The sequence below is a fragment of the Hyunsoonleella sp. J2K-J805 genome (genome assembly GCF_057167125.1).
Genome location: NZ_CM169901.1, coordinates 1,503,820 through 1,524,771 on the forward strand (window position 1 = coordinate 1,503,820; position 20,952 = coordinate 1,524,771).

Here is a 20,952-nt window from a genome sequence, read left to right on the forward strand (position 1 = left end):
TTTTTGGATAATGAAGCTGTAGGTGCGGAAGCTTTTCACCTGATAAGTCTAAACTTCTAGTGTCCAGTAACAAATCTGGTATTTACAATATGTATACCGTTCCTGTTACGGGTGGTGAATTCACACCAATTACACAATCCGATTCATCTTCAATATTTTCGATATCTTATTTTCCGAATGATGAACGTATGCTCTAAAGAGCTGATGGTAATGGCGATGAGATATACCATATTTACCTGAGAGACACCGACGGTAGTATAACAGACCTAACACCTGATGAAGGGGCAAGAGCTGTATTTTACGGTTGGGCACATGATGGTAAAAGTTTTGGTTATGGCTCTAATAAAAGAGACAAACGGTTTATGGATATTTATGAGATGGATATTAATGACTTAACAACAAAATTGATTTATCAAAATGATGAAGGGTATAACATGAACACCATTTCAAGCGATAAAAATCTAATTGCGTTAAGTAAAACGATTAACACAAATGATAGCGACCTTTTTATTTATAATAGAACCGATAAATCACTTACCAAAGTAAATGACAACCAAAGTTCTAACTCCGGACAGGATTTTTCATTGGATGGCAAAACGTTTTATTACACAACCGACGATGGCGGTGAATACTCATATATTATGAAATACGATATTGCCACAGGCCAAAAAGAAAAAGTTTTGGAAAAACCTTGGGACATTACGGGTATGTATTTTACTCACAATGAAAAATATAGGGTTAGCTATATTAACGAAGATAGTAAAAATGTTATTGAAATTTTGGATATTGCTTTTGGCAAAAATTTAGATTTACCAGATTTTGACGGTGCAGATATTACCAGTGTAGGCTTTTCTAGAGATGAAACTATGATGCGTATGTATGTTGGCGGTTCCAATAGTCCATCAAATTTGTTTGCCTATAATCTTGAATCAAAAAAGCAACATAAATTAACCGACGTATTAAATGATGATATAGACCCAAAACATCTGGTAAAAGCTGAAGTTATAAGATATAAATCTTTTGATGGAGTTGAAATTCCAGCAATTTATTATTTACCACACCAAGCATCTACTGATAGTAAAGTACCTGCTTTGGTCTTGGTACATGGTGGCCCAGGCGGACAAAGCAGACAAAATTTTAGCTCGCTTACCCAGTATTTGGTAAATCACGGGTACGCGATTTTAGCAGTGAACAACAGGGGCAGTAGTGGTTATGGCAAAACTTTTTATCAAATGGACGATTTAAACCATGGGGAGAAAGATTTACAAGATTGCGTTGAGGGGAAAAACTGGCTCGCATCTCAACCAGAAATTGATGCGAATAAAATAGGCATCATGGGTGGTTCTTACGGTGGTTACATGACAATGGCGGCCTTAACATATACTCCAGAAGAATTCGCTGTAGGCGTTAATCTTTTTGGTGTTACAAATTGGTTACGTACCTTAAAAAGTATTCCGCCATGGTGGGAATCCTTCAAGAATGCACTTTATAAAGAATTAGGTAATCCCCATACTACAGATTCCGTTAGATTAAGACGCATTTCGCCTCTGTTTCATACAGATAAGGTTACTAAACCTTTGATAGTTTTGCAAGGTGCTAAAGACCCAAGAGTACTGCAAGTAGAATCAGATGAAATCGTGGAAGGTGTGCGAAAAAATGGTGTCCCTGTGGAGTATGTATTATTTGAAGATGAAGGTCACGGCTTCGTGAAAAAAGAAAATCAAATTAAGGCATATAGCAGTATACTGAAGTTTTTGGATACTTATCTAAAAAAAGAGAATCCTCCTATAGATGGAGAAGTACAACCAAAAGAAATTAAACCTGAAACTGCTGAATAAATAAAAAAAGACTCTGAATATTTCAGAGTCTTTCTTGTTATATCTTTTATTCCACACGCCGCAATCCGTTGGAGTCTTCAATTTTAATATATTTTCCAACTGTGGAAATTAATCCATCTTTTTTAAACTGAGATAACACTCTGATCGCAGATTCTGTAGCTGTACCAACAATATTGGCATAATCCTCTCGGGATAACACCAAGCTTATGGTACCATCAGGATTGGTTCCAAAATTGTTTTCAACATAAATTAAGGTTTCGGCTAAACGCTGTTTTACGGATTTTTGAGCCATATCCACAATTACATCATCAGCCTCCTTTAAATCGTGTGCCATATCCTTTAGCATATCCAAAGTAAACTTAGGGTTTCGCTGCAAGTCTGAAATAATCTCACTCTTTGGAATAAAACACACTTCCATATCATTTAAAGCCGTTGCCTGTAAATTTGAACTCTCATTAGACACTAAAGAACGTTGCCCAATAAGCTGCCCTTTAACCACCATTTTCACTACCTGATCCTTGCCATTTTCACTTAATTTTGACAATTTACATATACCATCCTTAATACAGTAAACGCCATTTATTGACTCTCCTTCTTCGAAAATCACTTCCCCTTTTTTAATGGTTTTAGAGGTTTTGCACCCAGAAATACGTATCAATTCGTCCTTTGTTAGAGACTTAAGCGCATTAAATTGCTTAATGATGCACTGTTCGCATTTGCTCATACCAGATAATTTGTTTAAAAAGTAAAAATAAATAAAACATGACAGATATCATATTCTAAACTGTACTAAATTAAAATATTTGCAACAGGTATAAACGAGCAAATATTATGGGAGCAAAAACATGTTTCCACTGTGGATTAGATGCCACATCTTCTGAAGTCAGATATGATGATAAGTCATTTTGTTGTAACGGTTGTAAAACCGTTTACGAGATATTTTCTGCAAATGATTTAACTTGCTACTACGATTTACAAGATGCCCCAGGAGCTACACCTAAAGAGATTGAGGGCAGATATAATTTCTTGGATAATGAAAAAATTGTTGAAAGCCTGCTAGAATTTAATGATGACAAAACTCAGATTGTCACCCTTTATATTCCGCATATCCACTGTAGTTCCTGTATTTGGATTTTGGAGAATTTGAATAAACTAAACCCTTCAATTAGTGCATCTATTGTCAATTTTGGAAAGAAAAACGTTCGCGTAAATTATAGTACAGAAGGTTTCTCTTTAAAAGAACTGGTTCGCCTTTTAAGTAGTATTGGCTACGAACCCTTTATTAGTTTAGATGATTATAGCGTTGGCAAAAAGAATGTGGACCGTTCCTTAATTTATAAATTGGGGATTGCCGGATTCGCCTTTGGAAACATCATGTTTTTGTCGTTTCCCGAATATTTTGAAGTCGGTGAATATTGGCTTGAACAATTTAAGCACACCTTTAGATGGTTGATGTTTACATTCTCGCTACCCGTGGTGTTTTATTGCTCACAAGATTACTTTATTTCTGCATATAAAGGTTTAAAATCTAAGTTATTAAATATAGATGTACCCATTGCCTTAGGAATTACGGTTCTGTTTTTAAGAAGTACTGCTGAAATTGTTTTTGACATTGGCACAGGCTTTTTTGATAGTCTTTCAGGCTTGGTTTTCTTTTTATTGCTTGGGAAATTTTTCCAACAAAAAACCTACAACTTCTTATCATTTGAAAGGGATTACAAATCCTATTTCCCTATCGGAATTACTAAAATTTCCGCTGATGGCAAAGAGGAATCTATTCAGGTATATGATATTGAAAAAGGCGATAGATTGCTGATTAGAAATGAAGAGTTGATTCCCGTGGATTGTATTTTGATTAAAGGGAATGCAAGGATTGACTACAGTTTTGTTACCGGAGAATCCGATGCTGTTTCGAAACTATCAGGTGATAAATTATTTGCTGGTGGAAAACAACTAAATGGCAGTATTGAAGTTGATGTTTTAAAAACGGTGGAGCAAAGTTACTTGACGCAATTGTGGAGCAACGATGTTTTTAACAAAAACAAAGAGGACAGTTTTACAAACCTTACAAATAGTATCAGTAAGCAGTTTACAGTCGCAGTACTCAGTATCGCAATAATAGCAACAAGTTATTGGTTAATTGTAGATAGTTCTAAAGCCTTAAATGTGTTTACAGCAGTTTTAATTATTGCCTGCCCATGTGCAATAGCCCTAGCTGCACCATTCACTTTTGGAAACTTGCTACGCATTTTTGGAAATCTAAAATTCTATGCTAAAAATGCTTCGGTTATTGAACAATTAGCAGCTATTGACACTATTATTTTTGATAAAACGGGAACCATAACCGCTAATAAAGAAACCGCTATTGCCTATGAAGGTGCCGCACTTAGTAATGCTGAGGAAAACCTATTAAAGAGTTCGTTACGAAATTCTAATCATCCGTTGAGTCGTTCGTTGTATTCACTTTTAGAGGATAATGATATTTTAACTTTAGATGATTACCAAGAACATATTGGAAGAGGCATCTCAGCAACGTATAATGACGACTCGATTAAAATTGGATCTGCGCCTTTTGTAGGTTACACCACTGAAAATGCCACTTTAAACACGGCGGTTCATGTGAGCACCAACAATACCTATAAAGGAAAATTTACTTTTTATAATAAATATAGAAAAGGGCTTTCGAAGTTATTTAATCGTCTTAAAAAAGACTATGATTTGGTTATTTTATCTGGTGATAATGCTGGGGAAAAAGATAACCTCACCAAACTGTTGCCCGCTAAAACCAAACTGTTTTTTAATCAAAAACCTGAGGATAAATTGGAGTACATAAAACATCACCAAAACTCGGGCGCTAAGGTGTTGATGATTGGTGATGGATTGAACGATGCTGGGGCATTGGCACAAAGTGATGTTGGGATAGCAATTTCAGAGGATGTAAATGTGTTTTCGCCTGCTTGCGATGTTATTTTGGATGCAACCAAATTCAATAAATTATATGATTTTATTAAAGCTTCAAAAAACGCGATAACGATTATAAAGTGGAGTTTTGTGCTATCATTTATTTACAACACTATCGGATTATATTTTGCGATAACTGGACAATTGGCTCCTGTGGTGGCGGCTATTTTGATGCCTTTAAGTTCAATTAGTATTGTGGCATTTACGACCGTGTGCACGAACATAATAGCCCAGAGCCCCTCCCAACCTCCCCAAAGGGGAGGAGCAAAACACTCCCAGCAACATAAAACTAAAAATAATGAGCAATGATAATCACGAAAGGTTTCCCTCCCCTTTGGGAGGATAGGCGGGGCTTATTTTTTAATGAAACATGACAAAAGTCATCTTTTAGATAGAACTATGAAACTATTTTTGAATCGTAACTTCAATTAGGTATGAGTGTTATATATATTTTGCTAGCAGTAAGTATAATTGTGGCTATAGCTTTTTTTGTGGCGTTTGTTATTGCCGTTAGAAAAGGGCAGTTTGATGATAGCTACACACCTTCTGTACGCATGTTATTCGAGGACGAAATAATAAAAGATAATTCCAAAACCAATAAAACGATACTAACCAAGAAAGAATAAATTTTGAATTATGAAAATGCAACAATTTCATTACGATAATAAAATCGTTACTAAGTTCCTTTATGCCACCATTATTTTTGGGGTTGTGGGAATGGTGGTAGGCTTATTGCTTGCCTTTATGTTTTTATTCCCGAATTTAACCGATGGCATATCGTGGTTGAGTTTCGGTCGTTTGAGACCTTTACACACCAATGCTGTGATTTTTGCCTTTGTAGGTAATGCTATGTTTGCGGGAGTTTACTACTCGTTACAGCGTTTGTTGAAAACGCGTATGGCGAGTGACCTTTTAAGTAACATCAACTTTTGGGGATGGCAGCTCATTATCGTAGCAGCGGCAATTACCTTACCGCTGGGAATCACAACATCAAAAGAATATGCCGAACTGGAATGGCCTATTGATATTGCCATTGCACTGGTTTGGGTTGTTTTTGGTGTGAATATGATTTGGACGATTTTAAAGCGTCGCCAACGTCATTTATACGTAGCGGTTTGGTTTTACATCGCTACGTTTGTTACTGTTGCAGTACTTCATATTTTTAATAGTTTAGAATTGCCTGTTAGTGGGTTAAAAAGTTACTCCGTTTACGCCGGTGTTCAAGATGCGCTGGTGCAATGGTGGTACGGACATAATGCGGTTGCTTTCTTTTTAACCACACCGTTTTTAGGACTGATGTACTATTTTGTACCTAAAGCTGCAAATAGACCTGTGTACTCTTACAGACTATCCATTGTTCACTTCTGGTCGTTAATATTTATTTATATCTGGGCAGGACCTCACCACTTATTATATACGGCTTTACCAGAATGGGCTCAAAATTTAGGGGTTACCTTTTCCGTAATGTTGTTGATGCCATCTTGGGGAGGTATGATAAACGGACTCTTAACCTTACGTGGTGCATGGGACAAGGTACGTACCGATCCAGTTTTAAAATTTATGGTAGTAGCAATTACTGGATACGGGATGGCGACTTTTGAAGGACCTACCTTATCGCTTAAAAATGTAAATGCCATTGCCCATTTTACCGATTGGATTATTGCACACGTTCACGTAGGTGCATTGGCATGGAACGGTTTTATGGCATTTGGTATTATTTATTATTTAATTCCAAGATTATTTAAAACAAAACTATACTCTTTAGCATTGGCTAATATGCACTTCTGGTTAGGCACTTTAGGTATCATTATTTATGCACTACCAATGTACGTTGCAGGATTTACCCAAGCTAGTATGTGGAAGCAATTTAATCCTGATGGTACTTTAGTATATGGTAACTTCCTTGAAACCGTTACTGAAATTATCCCGATGTACTGGATGCGTGCTATTGGTGGTACACTATACATTATAGGTATGTTGATTCTTGTGTATAATGTCATTGCAACTGTAAGAAGTGGTAGCAAAGTACAAGATGAGGCAGCAGAGGCGCCAGCATTGGAACGCGTAACCAAGAAACGTACAGCGAATGAAGGATGGCACACATGGTTAGAAAGACGACCAATTCAATTAACCTTATTAGCTACTGTAGCAATTTTAATTGGTGGAATTATCCAAATTGTACCAACTATTATGGTAAAATCTAATATTCCAACTATAGCTAGTGTGAAGCCTTATACACCTCTTGAGTTGGAAGGTAGAGACATCTATATACGTGAAGGCTGCGTGGGTTGTCACTCGCAAATGATTCGTCCATTTAGAAGTGAAGTAGAACGCTATGGAGAATATTCCAAAGCTGGCGAGTATGTGTATGATCACCCATTCCTATGGGGTAGTAAACGTACAGGACCTGATTTACATCGCATCGGTGGTAAGTATTCCGACAACTGGCACTTTAACCACATGTACGACCCACAAAGTACATCGTCTGGTTCTATCATGCCACGTTACCAGTGGCTAATTAAAAACGAGCTAGACAAATCACAGACTGAGGCAAAAATGAAAACCATGGTTTCACTTGGTGTCCCCTACTCTGATGAAGAAATTACAAACGCCCAACAAAGTATGGCAGAACAAGGTGCAATGATTGAGGAAAACTTGTATAGCGATCCTGATTTTGCAAGTACTTACGAGGCTGATAAAAAAGCAGCAGCAGCAAGTGGAGAATCATTCGTGGAAATGAAGAATAGAGAGATCGTAGCTTTAATTGCGTACCTCCAGCGTTTAGGTACTGATATTAAAGTAGAAACTGCTCAAAAATAAACCCGTAAAATAAAGCATCATGTTAAAATTTGTAAAAAACCATATGGAGAGCATCACAGGGATAGAAATATATCCTATCATTTCGCTGCTCATCTTTTTTATCTTTTTTGTAGTGCTTTTTTGGTGGGTTGTAACCGCAAAAAAAGACTATATAAAAAGAGTTAGTAACATACCATTAGACAACCAAAACGACACTGTATTATGAAACCGACTATTCTAAGTTTTATTCCTGTATTGAATTTCTCTTGGAGGTTACATTTGTCCACTTTATCAAAATAAATAACTATCAAATGAAAAATTTAGTTCCATCTTGGATTCGTGTTCCAGTAGTATTCCTAATCATTTTTGGAGCAGTAGAATTCTTTATAGATTCTGGTGAAAAACCTGCATTTATTAAATACCCAGCAGTACTCTTATTTCTCTTATTAGTATTGTTAATATTAATCGCTATTGAGGCCATAGTTGGCGCATTAGAAAATGTAATGCTCCATAAGTTAGATGAAGAAGCTAAAGCACGCTTTTTAGCTGAAAAGGAAAAAACACCTCAATTTACATGGTTGAAAGAAACCTATAAAAAGCTATTAGGACAAAAACCCATTGAAGAAGAAGGTGAAATTATATTGGACCATAATTATGATGGCATTAAAGAGTTGGATAACAACCTACCGCCATGGTGGCTATATGGGTTTTATGCTTCTATCGTGTTTGCAGCTATATATTTAGTGAAATATCACATTTTTGATGGTGATACTCAAATTGATGAGTTAGAAACTGAATTGGCAGAAGCAAGAGTAGAAATTGAAAAATACAAAAAAACAGCTAAAGACTTAGTAGATTTTAATACAGTTGAATTACTAACTAGTGCTGAAGACTTAAGTACTGGTAAATCCATTTTTGAAACCAACTGTGTAGCTTGTCATATGGCTGACGGTGCTGGCGGTATTGGACCTAACCTAACCGACGAGCATTGGATTTTAGGTGGTGGTATTAAAAATGTATTTAAAACTGTTTCTGAAGGTGGGCGTTCTGGTAAAGGTATGATTCCTTGGAAAGCTCAGTTAAAACCATCACAAATAGCAAAGGTTTCTAGCTATGTTCTAACATTACAAGGTACTGCTCCTGCAAATCCCAAAGCACCTGAAGGTGATATTTGGGTTGATGAAAGTGTACCAGCAGAAGATATGCCTGCGGAAGCTGTGGAAGTAGAAACAGACTCCTTGAGCAATGTAGCGAACTAATAATTTCAAGTATAAACACATCAAACTAAGCTAAACACTTGAACTTAGACCTCACAGGTTTTTGAAACCTGTGAGGTCTTACAAAAGAAACAACTATTACAGACCCCTCAGGTTTTAAAAACCTGACAGGTCTAAATCCTAATACTGTGGAAACCCCAGAAAACGAAATATTCAGAGATTCAATTGGTACGATTACAGAAGATGGTAAGCGTGCATGGGTATTTCCAAAAAAACCTAGTGGGAAGTTTTACGAATACAGGAAGTATGTGAGCTACTTTTTGCTTGCATTTTTATTTTTATCGCCTTTTATCAAGGTAAATGGCAACCAGTTTTTAATGTTTAATATACTGGAACGTCGTTTCAATATTTTTGGATTCCCGTTTTGGCCGCAAGATTTCCATTTGTTTGTTATTTCAATGCTAATTGGGGTTGTTTTTATTACATTATTTACGGTAGCCTTTGGTCGTATTTTTTGTGGTTGGATTTGTCCACAAACCATATTTATGGAAATGGTTTTTCGCCGTATTGAATATTGGATTGAAGGTGATAGAAATAAACAACGTAGACTAGCACGCCAAAAATGGGATGCTGAAAAAATAAGAAAGAGAGGACTTAAACTTGTAATTTTCCTCATCATATCCTTTTTAATTGCTAATGTGTTTTTGGCATATTTAATTAGTAGCGATAAACTGATAAGATACATTACAGATGGCCCATTTAAACATATGGGTACACTTATACCGTTATTGATTTTTACCGGTGTATTTTATTTTGTGTTCGCATGGTTTAGGGAACAGGTATGTATTATTGCTTGCCCGTATGGTAGATTACAGGGTGTACTTTTGGACACCAAATCGATAGTTGTAGCTTATGACCATAAGCGTGGTGAAGGCGAAAATGGCAGAAAGAAATTTAGAAAAAATGAAGATCGTGAGGCCTTAGGACATGGTGATTGCATTGATTGCTTGCAATGCGTGCATGTATGCCCCACAGGAATTGATATTAGAAATGGTACACAATTAGAATGTGTAAACTGTACAGCTTGTATTGATGAGTGCGATCATATTATGGAAAGCATTAATCTCCCAAAGGGTTTAATTCGTTATGCCAGTGAGGACAATATAGAAAAGAAAGCTAAGTTTAAATTAACCGCCAGAATGAAAGGTTACATTGCTGTACTTTCTATTATGATTGGGCTGTTAATTGGAATGTTGTTTTTGAGAAATGATGTTGAGGCCAACGTATTGCGCTTACCTGGGCAGCTATATGAGCATAAGGACGATAATATTATCAGTAATGTATTTACGTATAAATTGGTAAATAAAACATCTGAAGATATTGAAGGCGTGAGCCTTAAACTAATGTCGCACAAGGGAGAATTGAAATTGGTATCGACGAGTGAGGAGTTTGTAGTACCAAGCCAGGGAATTGCTGAGGGTACCTTATTTATTGAAATAAACAACTCAGCTTTATCTGGAGATAGAAACAAAATTAAAATTGGTGTTTTTGAAGGTGATGCACTTATTGAAACCACAACGGCTAATTTTTTAGGACCTAGGAGTTATCGATAAAAAAGCCCCCTAGCCCCCAAAGGGGGAACTAGCAGTTTGCAGTCAAAAAAGTATAAGAGTATGCGTTCCCTCCTTGGAGTGGACGGGTTAAAAGTAAAAAGACTAAAGGTCGAAGTTAGAAACGGTGTTAGCGGATTTGCCCGCATTAAGGATTGAACGGCATGTTGGAGCTCCTCGAAAAGAGCGACTCGTGAAAGCCTGCCTACCGGCAGGCAGGCCCGACCTGAGGAACAAAGGGAATGCCATAAAAAATAGAAATTATGAAAATTAATTGGGGTACTGGAATTGTTTTAGCATTTATAGGCTTTATCGCCTTTATAATGTACTTTATTGTGTCGATGAATATTGATGACAAGTACGACCACGACCTAGTAAGTGATGATTATTATGGTGAGGAATTAAAGTACCAAGCAGATATTGATAAGCTTAAAAATGCCAAGACCTTAACTACAAATATTAGTTACGAAAGAACGCCCGAGGGCTTGAAAATTAAATTCCCACAGGATATTGATTATAAAAAAATTACAGGAAATATGTTCCTATATAGACCATCTAACAAACAACTAGACTTTGAAACTGCTATTTCATTGTCTAATCCTTATTTGCTCATACCTGACAAACGTTTGGTAGATGGTCGTTGGAACATTAAAATAGATTGGCAATATAACGGGAAATCTTATTTATTTAAAGAATCTATAGTGTATTAAAATGTTGTTTTCTGCATTCATACTTGGCCTTTTAGGAAGCTTTCACTGCGTTGGCATGTGCGGCCCTATTGCTTTTATGTTACCAGTAGATCGCTCAAGTTCCATTAAAAAAGTATCGCAAATTGCCATTTACCATTTTGGTAGATTATTAGCTTACAGTGTAATAGGCTTAATTTTTGGGCTTATTGGTAAAAGCCTTTACATTTTTGGGTTTCAACAACAACTCTCCATTGTTATTGGAGTAATTATGATTTTAATTGTTATTATACCTCAACAAACATTTAATAAATACAATTTTTCTAAACCTATTTTTAAAGCCATCTCCAAGGTAAAAAATGCTTTGGGTACAGCGCTTAAGAAAAAAACACTCGATGCCTTTTTGTCAATAGGGTTTTTAAATGGTTTTCTACCTTGCGGTTTGGTATATATGGCGTTATTTGCCGCTATTGCTGGTGGAGATGCCCTAAACGGAAGCTTATATATGGCGGTTTTCGGGCTTGGTACCATTCCTTTAATGACCACAGCTATTTATTTCAGTCATTTTTTAAAAGGTAAAGCAAGACAGCGCATACAAAAGGCTATTCCTGTTTTTGTGGTTATCATTGGTGCACTTTTTATTTTGCGCGGTTTGGGCCTTGGCATACCCTACTTCTCTCCCGCCCCTGTGCATGATATGGTTGCCAGTGGCATGAATTGTCATTAAAAATATTTGGGGAGTAGCCCCCTCCTGCGTTAGGGAGCTTCAACTAGCCTGTACTGAGTTCATCGAAGTATGCCTCAATCCCTGCCTACCGACAGCTAAACCTAACGCACTTACCGGCCAAAAACACTACAACATCAAAGTTAACTCCCTATTTGTGAATTAAATAAACTAAAGAAATCATATCACATAAGATTTCTTTATGGGTATCATTTACAAAATCAATAGTTTTATTTACAACTACGATAGTATTACTATTATATTTGCAATCAAATTGATTAATTATGGACTCATTACTTTCAAATTTAAAGATTGCTGTTCCAGAAAAAATATATGTAAAAGACCCGGAGTCATCATCTTTAGGTAAACGCATAGTGGAGCACAGTATCTTACTTATTGACGAGATAGGTTTTGATAGTTTCACCTTTAAGAAACTAGGAACCTTAATAGGCTCTAACGAGAGCTCTATCTACCGTTATTTTGAAAGTAAACATAAATTGTTATTGTACTTATCCTCGTGGTATTGGGCCTGGATAGAGTATCAACTTGTTATCGAAACCCATAACCTTAATCCGTTTGATAAGCTGCAAAAAGCAATAGAAGTTGTTTGTAGGTCTACAAAAGAAGATTCTAGCTTCTCTCACATTAATGAAGTTGTGTTAAACCGTATAATGATTAACGAAAACTCTAAATCTTTTTTAACCAAGGAAGTAGATTTAGAAAACAAAGAAGGTTATTTCGTAATTTATAAGCGGATAGTATACAGATTACGCGATATGGTTATCGCATTAAAACCAAATTATAAATACCCGTCTAGTTTAGCTAGTACAATAATAGATGGAAGTTTACATCAACACTTTTTAAAAAGTCATTTCACATCTATGACAGATTGTGATTTAGATATTACTCCCACTCAATTTTACAAAGATTTAGTATCAAAAACTTTACAATCTTAACTATGGAACAACCTAAAAAGACTCCCTGGCAACGCTTAGTTGGCCTATTACAATTAGAAAAAAGGGACTTACTTCAAATATTATATTATGCCATTTTTACTGGGGTAGTTGCGCTATCACTACCTTTGGGTATACAAGCTATAATAAACCTAATACAAGGTGCTCAAATATCAACATCTTGGGTGGTATTAGTCATACTAGTAACCCTAGGAGTAGCTTTCTCTGGGATATTACAGTTGATGCAGTTAAGGATTATTGAAAGTATTCAGCAACGTGTTTTTACTCGCTCGTCTTTTGAGCTTACTTACCGTTTTCCAAAGATAAAAATGTCTGAATTGCACAATTTTTATCCGCCAGAATTAGCAAATCGATTTTTTGATACTTTAACGATTCAAAAGAGTTTATCAAAAATTTTAATTGATGTACCAACAGCTGTTCTTCAAATATTATTTGCATTAATACTATTGTCATTTTATCACCCATTTTTTATCATTTTTGGCTTACTCCTATTAGTGCTCATATTTATAGTATTCAAATTCACTGCTATTAAAGGCTTAGAAACTAGCTTAATAGAATCAAAGAAAAAATATAAAGTAGCACATTGGATACAAGAAATTGCTCGAACAGTTATTAGTTTCAAACTCTCAGGAAACACTACTTTAGGATTAAAAAAGAATGATTATTTAGTTAAGGGTTATCTAGAAGCTAGAGAAAATCATTTTAGGGTATTGATTTTACAATTTATCCAAATGATAAGTTTTAAGGTAATCGTTACGGCAAGTTTACTGCTTATCGGTGGTGCTCTAGTTTTAAACCAAGAGATGAATATTGGCCAGTTTGTAGCAGCAGAAATCATTATTTTATTGGTTATTGCTTCTGTAGAAAAATTGATTCTGGGTTTAGAGTCGTTTTATGATACGCTTACATCTTTGGAAAAACTAGGACAAATAGTAGATAAAGAACTTGAAGATCAAAATGGAGACAAACCACATTACAATAAAGGAATTCATATAGAACTTGATGATGTATCCTATGGCGTAGAAAACAAAACTAGCAATATTCTTAAAAACATATCATTAAAAATAAACCCTAAAAGCCGTATGTTGGTAAGAGGTGAAAGCGGTGCCGGAAAATCTACGCTTTTACGCTTAATTGCTGGTGTTATTGAACCTACAAGTGGCCATGTCTATATAAATGATATGTCTATAAACAGTATTCATCTCAACTTTTATCGCTCACAATTAGGGCTTTCATTATCAGATGAAACCCCGTTTGAAGGCACCATTAAAGATAATTTAACCTTTACCAACGAAAGTATTACGGATGATAAGATTTATGAAGTACTTGAAATAGTAGGTTTAAAAAAATATATAAAAGAGCAACCAGATGGCCTAAATACCATACTTTATCCTGATGGTAAACAAATGTCTTTCACTTTAGCCAAAAAAATTGTTTTGGCAAGAGCCATCTTAAAACAGCCAAAAGTACTAATACTAGAAGATGCTTTAGATAGATTTAACCTATCCGAAACCAATGCAATTATAGATTATTTATCGGATGCAGACAGACCTTGGGCACTAATTGTTGTAAGTAGCAGTGATGCTTGGTTAAACAAGTGCAGCGAGGTGATTACACTTGAAAAGGGAAGTATAAAAAACTAAACATATAAGTTATGCTAAATATAACACATAACCAATTGAATAAAACCTTTGATCTAGAAACTTATAAGTCTGGAAAAATGGTAATGAAAAAAAGATATTACCAATACTTTAATCGGTTTTTATTGGCAGCGGCTATCATTATTTTAATAGTTCTGTTTTTGCCTTGGACCCAGAATATTTCTGGTGATGGTTTGGTTACTACGTTAACACCAAACCAGCGTCCGCAAACCATTCAATCCCAAATACCAGGGCGTATAGAGGAATGGCGCGTAAAGGAAGGTGATACTGTAAAAGTTGGAGACACCATTTTAAGGATTTCTGAAATTAAGAGTGATTATTTTGATGATAGATTGGTAGAACGTACCAATCAACAAATCATGGCTAAATCATCATCCGTTGATGCCTACGGTGGAAAAGTTGAAGCCTTAAATAGACAGATTGCTGCTTTACAAAATGAGCGTTCACTAAAGCTAGAACAAACCAGAAATAAACTGCTACAATCCAAACTAAAAGTAAAAAGCGACAGTATCGACTTAGAAGCTGCTAAAACGAATTTAAAGATTGCTGAAACACAGTATAATCGGATAGCTACATTACAGGAAGAAGGTTTAAAAGCCGTTAAAGATGTAGAGGAAAAACGTTTAAAACTTCAGGAGACCCAGGCTAAGTTTATATCACAGCAAAACAAATATTTAGCAAGTCAGAACGAAGTAATTAATGCTGAAATTGAATTATCTAGAACAAAAGCTACGTTTGCAGATAAGATTTCCAAAGCGCAAAGCGATATGTATACTGCACAATCCAGTCAGTTTGATACCAAGGCACAGGTTACCAAACTTGAAAATGCTAAAACCAATTACGAGGTTAGAAATAGTCTTTTGTACGTTACCGCCCCATTAAATGGTATTATAAACAAAGCGCTCAGAGGCGGTGTTGGTGTTACATTTAAAGAAGGTGAAGAATTAGTTGGTATTATGCCGATAAAGTATGATTTGGCTGTTGAAACCTTTGTACGCCCCATAGATTTGCCCTTAATACATGTTGGTGAAGATGTACGTGTATGGTTTGACGGTTGGCCCGCCATAGTATTTAGCGGATGGCCTAATGTATCGTATGGTACTTATGGTGCAAAAGTTGTTGCCATAGAAAACTTTATAAGTGATAACGGTAAATACAGAGTTTTACTTTCCCCAGATGAAAGCGACCATGAATGGCCAAAAGCCATACGTGTAGGTTCAGGAGCAAAAACCATTGCTTTACTTGAAGATGTTCCTATTTGGTTCGAGCTATGGCGACAAATTAACAGTTTCCCTCCAAACTATTATCAACCTGAAGGAAACAAAACAGCCTCAAAAAAAGATAAAAAATGAGAGTAGTCCTCGCAAGTATATTAGTTTTCTTTAGTGGTTTAGCCTCAGCCCAAGATTCTACTTCGGTTATCTCGTTAGCAGAATATTTAGGCTATGTTAAATCCTTTCATCCTATTGTAAAACAAGCCAATTTGGTCATTAACGAAAGTGAGGCCAAATTAATGAAAGCCCGTGGTGCTTTTGACCCCAAGTTAGAGGTAGATTACGACAGGAAGAAGTTTAAAAATACCGAATATTTTGATAGGCTTAACGCTGCGTTCAAAATACCCACGTGGTTTGGTGTAGAGTTTAAAGGAAATTTTGAAGAAAATACCGGAGAATTTTTAAATCTTGAAGCAGATGTCCCTGATGGTGGATTGTATAGCGCTGGTGTTTCCGTCCCATTAGCACGCGGTTTTCTTACCAACAAGCGTATGGCAATGTTAAGGCAATCGCGTTTGTTTGTTAAGCAAGCACAAGTAGACCGACAATTATTGGTGAATAATATTCTTTTTGAAGCCACAATTACCTATTTCAATTGGTTACGTCGTTACAATGAAAAACGTGTTTACGAAGATTTTTTAGTCAATGCTGAAATACGGTTTAATGGTATTAAAAAGAGCTATGAAGTTGGCGATATGCCCGCCATTGATACTTTGGAAGCCAGAATAACCCTTAACAACAGAAAATTAAATTTAGAGAAATCTAGAATCAAGTTTATAAAAGCCTCGTTAGAGCTTTCTAACTTCATATGGTTGAATGACAATACACCTGTGGAGCTAGAGGATAACGTAATTCCTGATATTAACACGTTTTTAACTGTTGATGAAACATTAAACACCTCTGGGCTTGATATTGAAAGTTTTGATATTGAAAGTCACCCTAAACTACAGTCCTTGGATTATAAGATTAGAAGTTTAACTATCGAAAGACGGTTAAAATCTAATAATTTATTACCACAAATAGATTTACAGTACAACTTTTTATCCGAAACACCCGATATAGCGCGATCGTTTAGTACCTCAGCCTACAAAAGCGGATTAAATATTAATTTTCCTTTATTTTTAAGAAAAGAACGTGGTGATTTAAGATTGGCTAAACTAAAGTTACAGGATACCCGATTTGAAGTGCAAGATACAAGGGTAAGCCTACGCAATAAAATTGATGCCATTAACCAGGAACTGGATTCGTACGTTGTGCAAAGTGACTTTACAGATGTAATTGTAGATGATTACGCAACAATGCTGTCTGCTGAAGAGCGCAAGTTTTTTCTAGGAGAAAGCTCACTATTTTTGGTAAACTCACGAGAATCTAAACTTATTGATGCAAAGCTAAAAGCCATCGAAATTGAGAATGATTTCTTAAAAACCAAGGCTAATTTATTTAATGTATTAGCCATTCCGGAAGGCCCAACCAATTAGTGGTTCTAAGCGCTGATTTGGTTGCAATTCTTAATTTTACAAAAAATATCTTTCTTACCTTGTAAAGGTATAGACATACTGCGCTTTAAGTCACTCAAGTGCTATAACCTTCACTGGGATGAACTAGGTTTTAAAAGTAATATTGCTTTAGAATACATTCAATAATCTATTAGCAAATAAAAAGAAGGTTACTAACCAATAATACTATGGAAATATACTATACAAAAATAATTGAATCTCTTGTTGTAGTTGCGATATTTATTGTTTTTAGAGTTCTTTTAAATCAATTAATTAATAAAACCGTTGTCAAAAAAGTTGTTCAGCAATCAAGAAGTAAACTCGTAAGAAGATCTATTAATTTACTTAACCTTTTAGTTTGTATTATTCTATTATTAATAATTTGAGGTGTTAAACAGTCAGAAATAGCAGTTTTTGTAGGCTCTGTATTAACGATTGTTGGTGTTGCGTTTTTTGCACAATGGTCCCTTCTCTCGAATATTACCTCTGGTATCATCCTATTTTTTGGTCATTCTGTAAAAATAGGGGATTTTATTGCTATTATGGAAACAAAAGATTACGAGATAAGAGGTGAAGTTTTAAACATTGGATTGTTCTTCACGGCAATTAAACTTCATGATAGTCAGGATGAAATCACATTACCAAACAACATCTTTATCCTAAAGACCGTAAGAAAAATTTATCATGACATTAGCAAAACAAGCAAAGATTAAATGACTCATAATGAAACCTTACAGATATGTTACACCAAGAATTTCCGATAAAATCTTATAAAGAGATAGCCTACGAATTAGAAAAAGGAAACATAAAAGACATCATATCTTTTCTTGAAAACTCCACTCCTACAGAAGCTCAAAATATATTTTTTGAACTATGCCATTACGCTATTGTGGATATTTTCCCGTTGATAAATGACGATTTATTTATTAATATTTTTTCTCAAGCGGATACGCATAGGTCGGCACGAATACTGTCCAATTTAAATAGAGATGATGTTACCAGGAGACTTGAATTACTTCCCAAAATACGATCTCGTGAAATTAAAGAATTCTTAGCGTATGATGAGAACACCGCTGGCTTCCTTATGGAGACGCTTTTGGTAACGTTTTCAAAAAAAGATAAAGTAGCTCTTGCGCTAGAGAAATTACGCAAAATAGGGAATAAACGAATTCTAACGGTTTACATAGTAAATGAAGAAAGAAAGCTTACTGGAAGAGTACCAGTAAATTACCTAGCGATTGCAGATCCAGAAACAAAACTGGACGAGCTAATGTATGAAGCGTATAGCGTTCAAGCGATGGCAACCAGAGAGGAGGTTTTAGAAACTATAGAATTACATGCGCTATTGCAACTACCCGTTGTTGATATAAATAATCATTTATTGGGTGTTATTAGAAACGATAGTCTTATTTCAGCATCTCGTGAAGAAGCAAGTGACGATTTACAAACAATGTTTGGTGCTGGCAAAGAGGAGCATGCACTTTCTAAGGCAACTTTTGCAGTAAGTAAGAGACTACCTTGGTTACAAATTAATTTGGTTACCGCTTTTCTTGCTTCAATGGTTGTTGGCCTTTTTGAGGATACCATCGCTAAAATTACCATTTTAGCCGTATTTCTTCCCGTGGTTGCTGGACAATCTGGTAATACAGGCTCACAAGCATTGGCTGTTACCATAAGAGGTTTGGCATTGAGAGAAATTAGGATTGGACAATGGATGCGCGTTGCAAAAAAAGAACTTGCAGTAGGTTTTATAAATGGTGTAGCGGTTGCGCTAACAACTGGAATTGTAGTATTTTTTTGGGCAGACTCTCTCGGTATAGCCATAGTAATTGGAATATCAATGATATTATCCATGGTTATTGCTGGATTTTCTGGTGCCATTATCCCAATTGGATTGAAAGCAATAGGACAAGATCCAGCAACATCCTCTTCCATTATATTAACTACGGTAACAGATATTTGCGGATTTCTTAGTTTTTTGGGTTTAGCATCAGCATTATCATCTACCTTTGGTATTTCTTAATTATCAACAACATATAAACCCATATCTTTTATTACACATATTAACAATTCCAGAAGGCCCAACCAACTGAGGGGTTTGGGTTCCTTTTATTTTGCACCGCTACTTGATTTTGTCAGAAAAAATTGATAATTTCGTTTATCGAACGATATAGTCCATTAAAACGTGACCATATCTAACCATTGTAAATAATTGAAATAATTGATGAAAATAAAATTATTTATTATAGTGCTCTTTTTACTACTTTCTGTTCAAATTCTAGCTCAGAAACAAGAGGTTTTTATAAATGAAAACCAAATTGACAATAAAGAACTCATACGCATTTCTAAAAAGCCATATGAAATAAATATCGCAGGATTTGTATATTATAATTTTCGATTTGATTTAGATACCTTGATTCTAAATGTTAAAGTTAAACGAATTCAAAAAGGGAAAATTTCTAAAAAGAAACTTGATTCTATAAAATATTATATTACCAAAATTTCTGGAGATACAATTCCAGACAATAATATAATTGCCATTAATTACTATCACGGATTTGACAAATGTAATTCTACTGGGAATAAATCCTATGTTAGAGGGCTTTATAAAAACTATACAAGAAAATTGAAGGAATTGGACAGTATTAGTCAATTTTTTATGTATAAATCATCTAAAGGAACCAAAAGTTATGGTAAAAAGATTAATTGGGTTAGCGATAAGTTTGGCACAATAGAAAAAACTTTTCTACCTCTAAATTATCCTTGTGACAGTTATGTTTTAATTGATAAACATGGTAATTATTATGTTCAAAAGGGAGAATATTATATTTTAGAAATTATTGATTTATTGAAAAATCAAAAAACAACTTTTGCCAAAAACAGTAATGGTTACACAAGGCCATAAAAAACGCAAAATTTGATTCAAAAGCTCCATTTAAGGAGCTTTTATTTTTGTACAAATCTTTTTTCTTCTAAATTTTGAAGCCTGCCAGTAGCTTTATTTCAAAATGATATATTTTTGATAGTGCAACAAAACGGTTTATATTATGCTTAAAACCAATGGATATTACCTTGATAAACCAAAATATTATGAAGACTTTTGCAGGAGGAAATTTAAGAAATGGTTTCTGTCATAATGCTTATAAATTTCTTGACAATGGATATTTTCTTTTTGGTACAAAATATGACAAACTAATTTCAGTCAAGTTTACTGAAAAAGACTTTGATAAAATGAGATTAAATAAATATGAAATAAAAAATAACAGATTAAAAATTATTTTTGACTGTGATAAAGAATGGAAACATGAACAGACATTAATTGTTTATAATGAAAACACAATATGTAATAACAATAAAATTTTGACTTTTAATAAATGGGAATAAAATACTGCCTACAAGATGGTAGATAAAAAATAGCAGTTAAGAGCAAAATCAAAAGTTTATTTCTTTTCTGCTATTTTTGTTTCTATACCGAAAACTAGCTCACTTAAACATGCTACTTTCCATATACAAACCGATAAACCTTTTAAAAAAATGTTTTCCAAATTAAAGCACGCCTAGATTTTTTTCAGAAAAAGGGAATAATTGGGTTTATCTTGAGGTATAACTTGATAAAACAACATATATCGGTAAGAGTTAGCAACAATTGACGCTCTTAATATCACAATCTAATATTTGTCCTGATCACATTTTATAAAAAACAGGAAAGTGA

The 20,952-nt window shown here is 34.9% G+C and carries 19 protein-coding genes; 18 read left to right on the plus strand and 1 reads right to left on the minus strand.

The features are described from left to right. Positions 1–59: 59 nt before the first annotated feature. Together AC1B0Z_RS06610 and AC1B0Z_RS06615 are read left to right on the plus strand one after the other, a co-directional pair. Positions 60–197, plus strand: a complete 138-nt coding sequence (locus AC1B0Z_RS06610) for a hypothetical protein (protein WP_483794835.1) — start codon at positions 60–62, stop codon at positions 195–197. A gap of 165 nt (positions 198–362) precedes the next feature. After that, positions 363–1,838 (plus strand): S9 family peptidase, encoded by a 1,476-nt coding sequence (locus AC1B0Z_RS06615; RefSeq protein WP_483794836.1) that lies wholly within the window; start codon positions 363–365, stop codon positions 1,836–1,838. 46 nt (positions 1,839–1,884) lie between these two features. Here AC1B0Z_RS06615 and AC1B0Z_RS06620 read toward each other — a convergent pair whose 3' ends face one another. Further along, positions 1,885–2,562, minus strand: coding sequence for a Crp/Fnr family transcriptional regulator (locus tag AC1B0Z_RS06620; protein ID WP_483794837.1), 678 nt, complete (start codon positions 2,560–2,562; stop codon positions 1,885–1,887). A gap of 107 nt (positions 2,563–2,669) precedes the next feature. Here AC1B0Z_RS06620 and AC1B0Z_RS06625 point away from each other — a divergent pair, with 107 nt between their 5' ends. The 16 genes from AC1B0Z_RS06625 to AC1B0Z_RS06700 all read left to right on the plus strand — a co-directional run bounded on the left by AC1B0Z_RS06625 (position 2,670) and on the right by AC1B0Z_RS06700 (position 20,624). Then, the gene (locus tag AC1B0Z_RS06625; protein ID WP_483794838.1) at positions 2,670–5,108 is read left to right on the plus strand and encodes a heavy metal translocating P-type ATPase; all 2,439 of its coding nucleotides are present in this window, start codon (positions 2,670–2,672) and stop codon (positions 5,106–5,108) included. A 125-nt stretch (positions 5,109–5,233) separates the two neighbouring features. Then, the gene (ccoS, locus tag AC1B0Z_RS06630; protein ID WP_483794839.1) at positions 5,234–5,425 is read left to right on the plus strand and encodes a cbb3-type cytochrome oxidase assembly protein CcoS; all 192 of its coding nucleotides are present in this window, start codon (positions 5,234–5,236) and stop codon (positions 5,423–5,425) included. Positions 5,426–5,435: 10 nt separating this feature from the next. After that, on the plus strand, positions 5,436–7,619 hold the full coding sequence (gene ccoN, locus AC1B0Z_RS06635; RefSeq protein WP_483794840.1) for a cytochrome-c oxidase, cbb3-type subunit I: 2,184 nt from the start codon (positions 5,436–5,438) through the stop codon (positions 7,617–7,619). Positions 7,620–7,638: 19 nt separating this feature from the next. Continuing rightward, positions 7,639–7,824, plus strand: coding sequence for a CcoQ/FixQ family Cbb3-type cytochrome c oxidase assembly chaperone (locus AC1B0Z_RS06640; protein ID WP_483794841.1), 186 nt, complete (start codon positions 7,639–7,641; stop codon positions 7,822–7,824). 85 nt (positions 7,825–7,909) lie between these two features. Further along, positions 7,910–8,857 (plus strand): cbb3-type cytochrome c oxidase N-terminal domain-containing protein, encoded by a 948-nt coding sequence (locus AC1B0Z_RS06645; protein ID WP_483794842.1) that lies wholly within the window; start codon positions 7,910–7,912, stop codon positions 8,855–8,857. A gap of 146 nt (positions 8,858–9,003) precedes the next feature. After that, entirely contained in the window at positions 9,004–10,428 is a 1,425-nt protein-coding gene (gene ccoG / locus AC1B0Z_RS06650; RefSeq protein ID WP_483794843.1) for a cytochrome c oxidase accessory protein CcoG, read from the plus strand. A gap of 260 nt (positions 10,429–10,688) precedes the next feature. Then, complete coding sequence (locus AC1B0Z_RS06655; protein ID WP_483794844.1) at positions 10,689–11,135, plus strand: FixH family protein; 447 nt, start codon at positions 10,689–10,691, stop codon at positions 11,133–11,135. A 1-nt stretch (position 11,136) separates the two neighbouring features. After that, positions 11,137–11,838, plus strand: coding sequence for a sulfite exporter TauE/SafE family protein (locus AC1B0Z_RS06660; protein ID WP_483794845.1), 702 nt, complete (start codon positions 11,137–11,139; stop codon positions 11,836–11,838). A 281-nt stretch (positions 11,839–12,119) separates the two neighbouring features. Beyond that, positions 12,120–12,791 carry a TetR/AcrR family transcriptional regulator gene (locus AC1B0Z_RS06665; RefSeq protein WP_130963582.1) on the plus strand — a complete coding sequence of 224 codons (672 nt, stop codon included), beginning with the start codon at positions 12,120–12,122 and terminating at the stop codon, positions 12,789–12,791. A 2-nt stretch (positions 12,792–12,793) separates the two neighbouring features. Next, entirely contained in the window at positions 12,794–14,452 is a 1,659-nt protein-coding gene (locus AC1B0Z_RS06670) for a peptidase domain-containing ABC transporter (protein WP_483794846.1), read from the plus strand. Between the two features lie 11 nt (positions 14,453–14,463). Then, a complete protein-coding gene (locus AC1B0Z_RS06675; protein WP_483794847.1) occupies positions 14,464–15,822 on the plus strand; it encodes an HlyD family secretion protein in 1,359 nt (452 codons plus the stop codon). Beyond that, complete coding sequence (locus tag AC1B0Z_RS06680; RefSeq protein ID WP_483794848.1) at positions 15,819–17,222, plus strand: TolC family protein; 1,404 nt, start codon at positions 15,819–15,821, stop codon at positions 17,220–17,222. The genes AC1B0Z_RS06675 and AC1B0Z_RS06680 overlap by 4 nt, the downstream gene beginning before the upstream one ends. Before the next feature lie 497 nt (positions 17,223–17,719). Continuing rightward, a complete protein-coding gene (locus AC1B0Z_RS06685) occupies positions 17,720–17,953 on the plus strand; it encodes a mechanosensitive ion channel domain-containing protein (RefSeq protein WP_483795267.1) in 234 nt (77 codons plus the stop codon). A gap of 26 nt (positions 17,954–17,979) precedes the next feature. Next, entirely contained in the window at positions 17,980–19,263 is a 1,284-nt protein-coding gene (mgtE, locus tag AC1B0Z_RS06690; protein WP_483794849.1) for a magnesium transporter, read from the plus strand. 201 nt (positions 19,264–19,464) lie between these two features. After that, on the plus strand, positions 19,465–20,145 hold the full coding sequence (locus AC1B0Z_RS06695; protein WP_483794850.1) for a hypothetical protein: 681 nt from the start codon (positions 19,465–19,467) through the stop codon (positions 20,143–20,145). A 185-nt stretch (positions 20,146–20,330) separates the two neighbouring features. Further along, positions 20,331–20,624, plus strand: a complete 294-nt coding sequence (locus AC1B0Z_RS06700; RefSeq protein WP_483794851.1) for a hypothetical protein — start codon at positions 20,331–20,333, stop codon at positions 20,622–20,624. The last annotated feature ends 328 nt before the right edge of the window (positions 20,625–20,952 follow it).

Bases quoted from the DNA above. Each gene is read 5' to 3' on its own strand.
- ccoS (WP_483794839.1), top strand. From the start codon at position 5,234: ATGAGTGTTATATATATTTTGCTAGCAGTAAGTATAATTGTGGCTATA.
- AC1B0Z_RS06695 (WP_483794850.1), top strand. From the start codon at position 19,465: ATGAAAATAAAATTATTTATTATAGTGCTCTTTTTACTACTTTCTGTT.
- ccoN (WP_483794840.1), top strand. From the start codon at position 5,436: ATGAAAATGCAACAATTTCATTACGATAATAAAATCGTTACTAAGTTC.
- AC1B0Z_RS06640 (WP_483794841.1), top strand. From the start codon at position 7,639: ATGTTAAAATTTGTAAAAAACCATATGGAGAGCATCACAGGGATAGAA.
- AC1B0Z_RS06645 (WP_483794842.1), top strand. From the start codon at position 7,910: ATGAAAAATTTAGTTCCATCTTGGATTCGTGTTCCAGTAGTATTCCTA.
- mgtE (WP_483794849.1), top strand. From the start codon at position 17,980: ATGTTACACCAAGAATTTCCGATAAAATCTTATAAAGAGATAGCCTAC.
- AC1B0Z_RS06700 (WP_483794851.1), top strand. From the start codon at position 20,331: ATGAAGACTTTTGCAGGAGGAAATTTAAGAAATGGTTTCTGTCATAAT.
- AC1B0Z_RS06670 (WP_483794846.1), top strand. From the start codon at position 12,794: ATGGAACAACCTAAAAAGACTCCCTGGCAACGCTTAGTTGGCCTATTA.
- AC1B0Z_RS06675 (WP_483794847.1), top strand. From the start codon at position 14,464: ATGCTAAATATAACACATAACCAATTGAATAAAACCTTTGATCTAGAA.
- AC1B0Z_RS06615 (WP_483794836.1), top strand. From the start codon at position 363: ATGGATATTTATGAGATGGATATTAATGACTTAACAACAAAATTGATT.
- AC1B0Z_RS06655 (WP_483794844.1), top strand. From the start codon at position 10,689: ATGAAAATTAATTGGGGTACTGGAATTGTTTTAGCATTTATAGGCTTT.
- AC1B0Z_RS06665 (WP_130963582.1), top strand. From the start codon at position 12,120: ATGGACTCATTACTTTCAAATTTAAAGATTGCTGTTCCAGAAAAAATA.
- AC1B0Z_RS06680 (WP_483794848.1), top strand. From the start codon at position 15,819: ATGAGAGTAGTCCTCGCAAGTATATTAGTTTTCTTTAGTGGTTTAGCC.
- AC1B0Z_RS06620 (WP_483794837.1), bottom strand. From the start codon at position 2,562: ATGAGCAAATGCGAACAGTGCATCATTAAGCAATTTAATGCGCTTAAG.
- AC1B0Z_RS06625 (WP_483794838.1), top strand. From the start codon at position 2,670: ATGGGAGCAAAAACATGTTTCCACTGTGGATTAGATGCCACATCTTCT.
- AC1B0Z_RS06660 (WP_483794845.1), top strand. From the start codon at position 11,137: ATGTTGTTTTCTGCATTCATACTTGGCCTTTTAGGAAGCTTTCACTGC.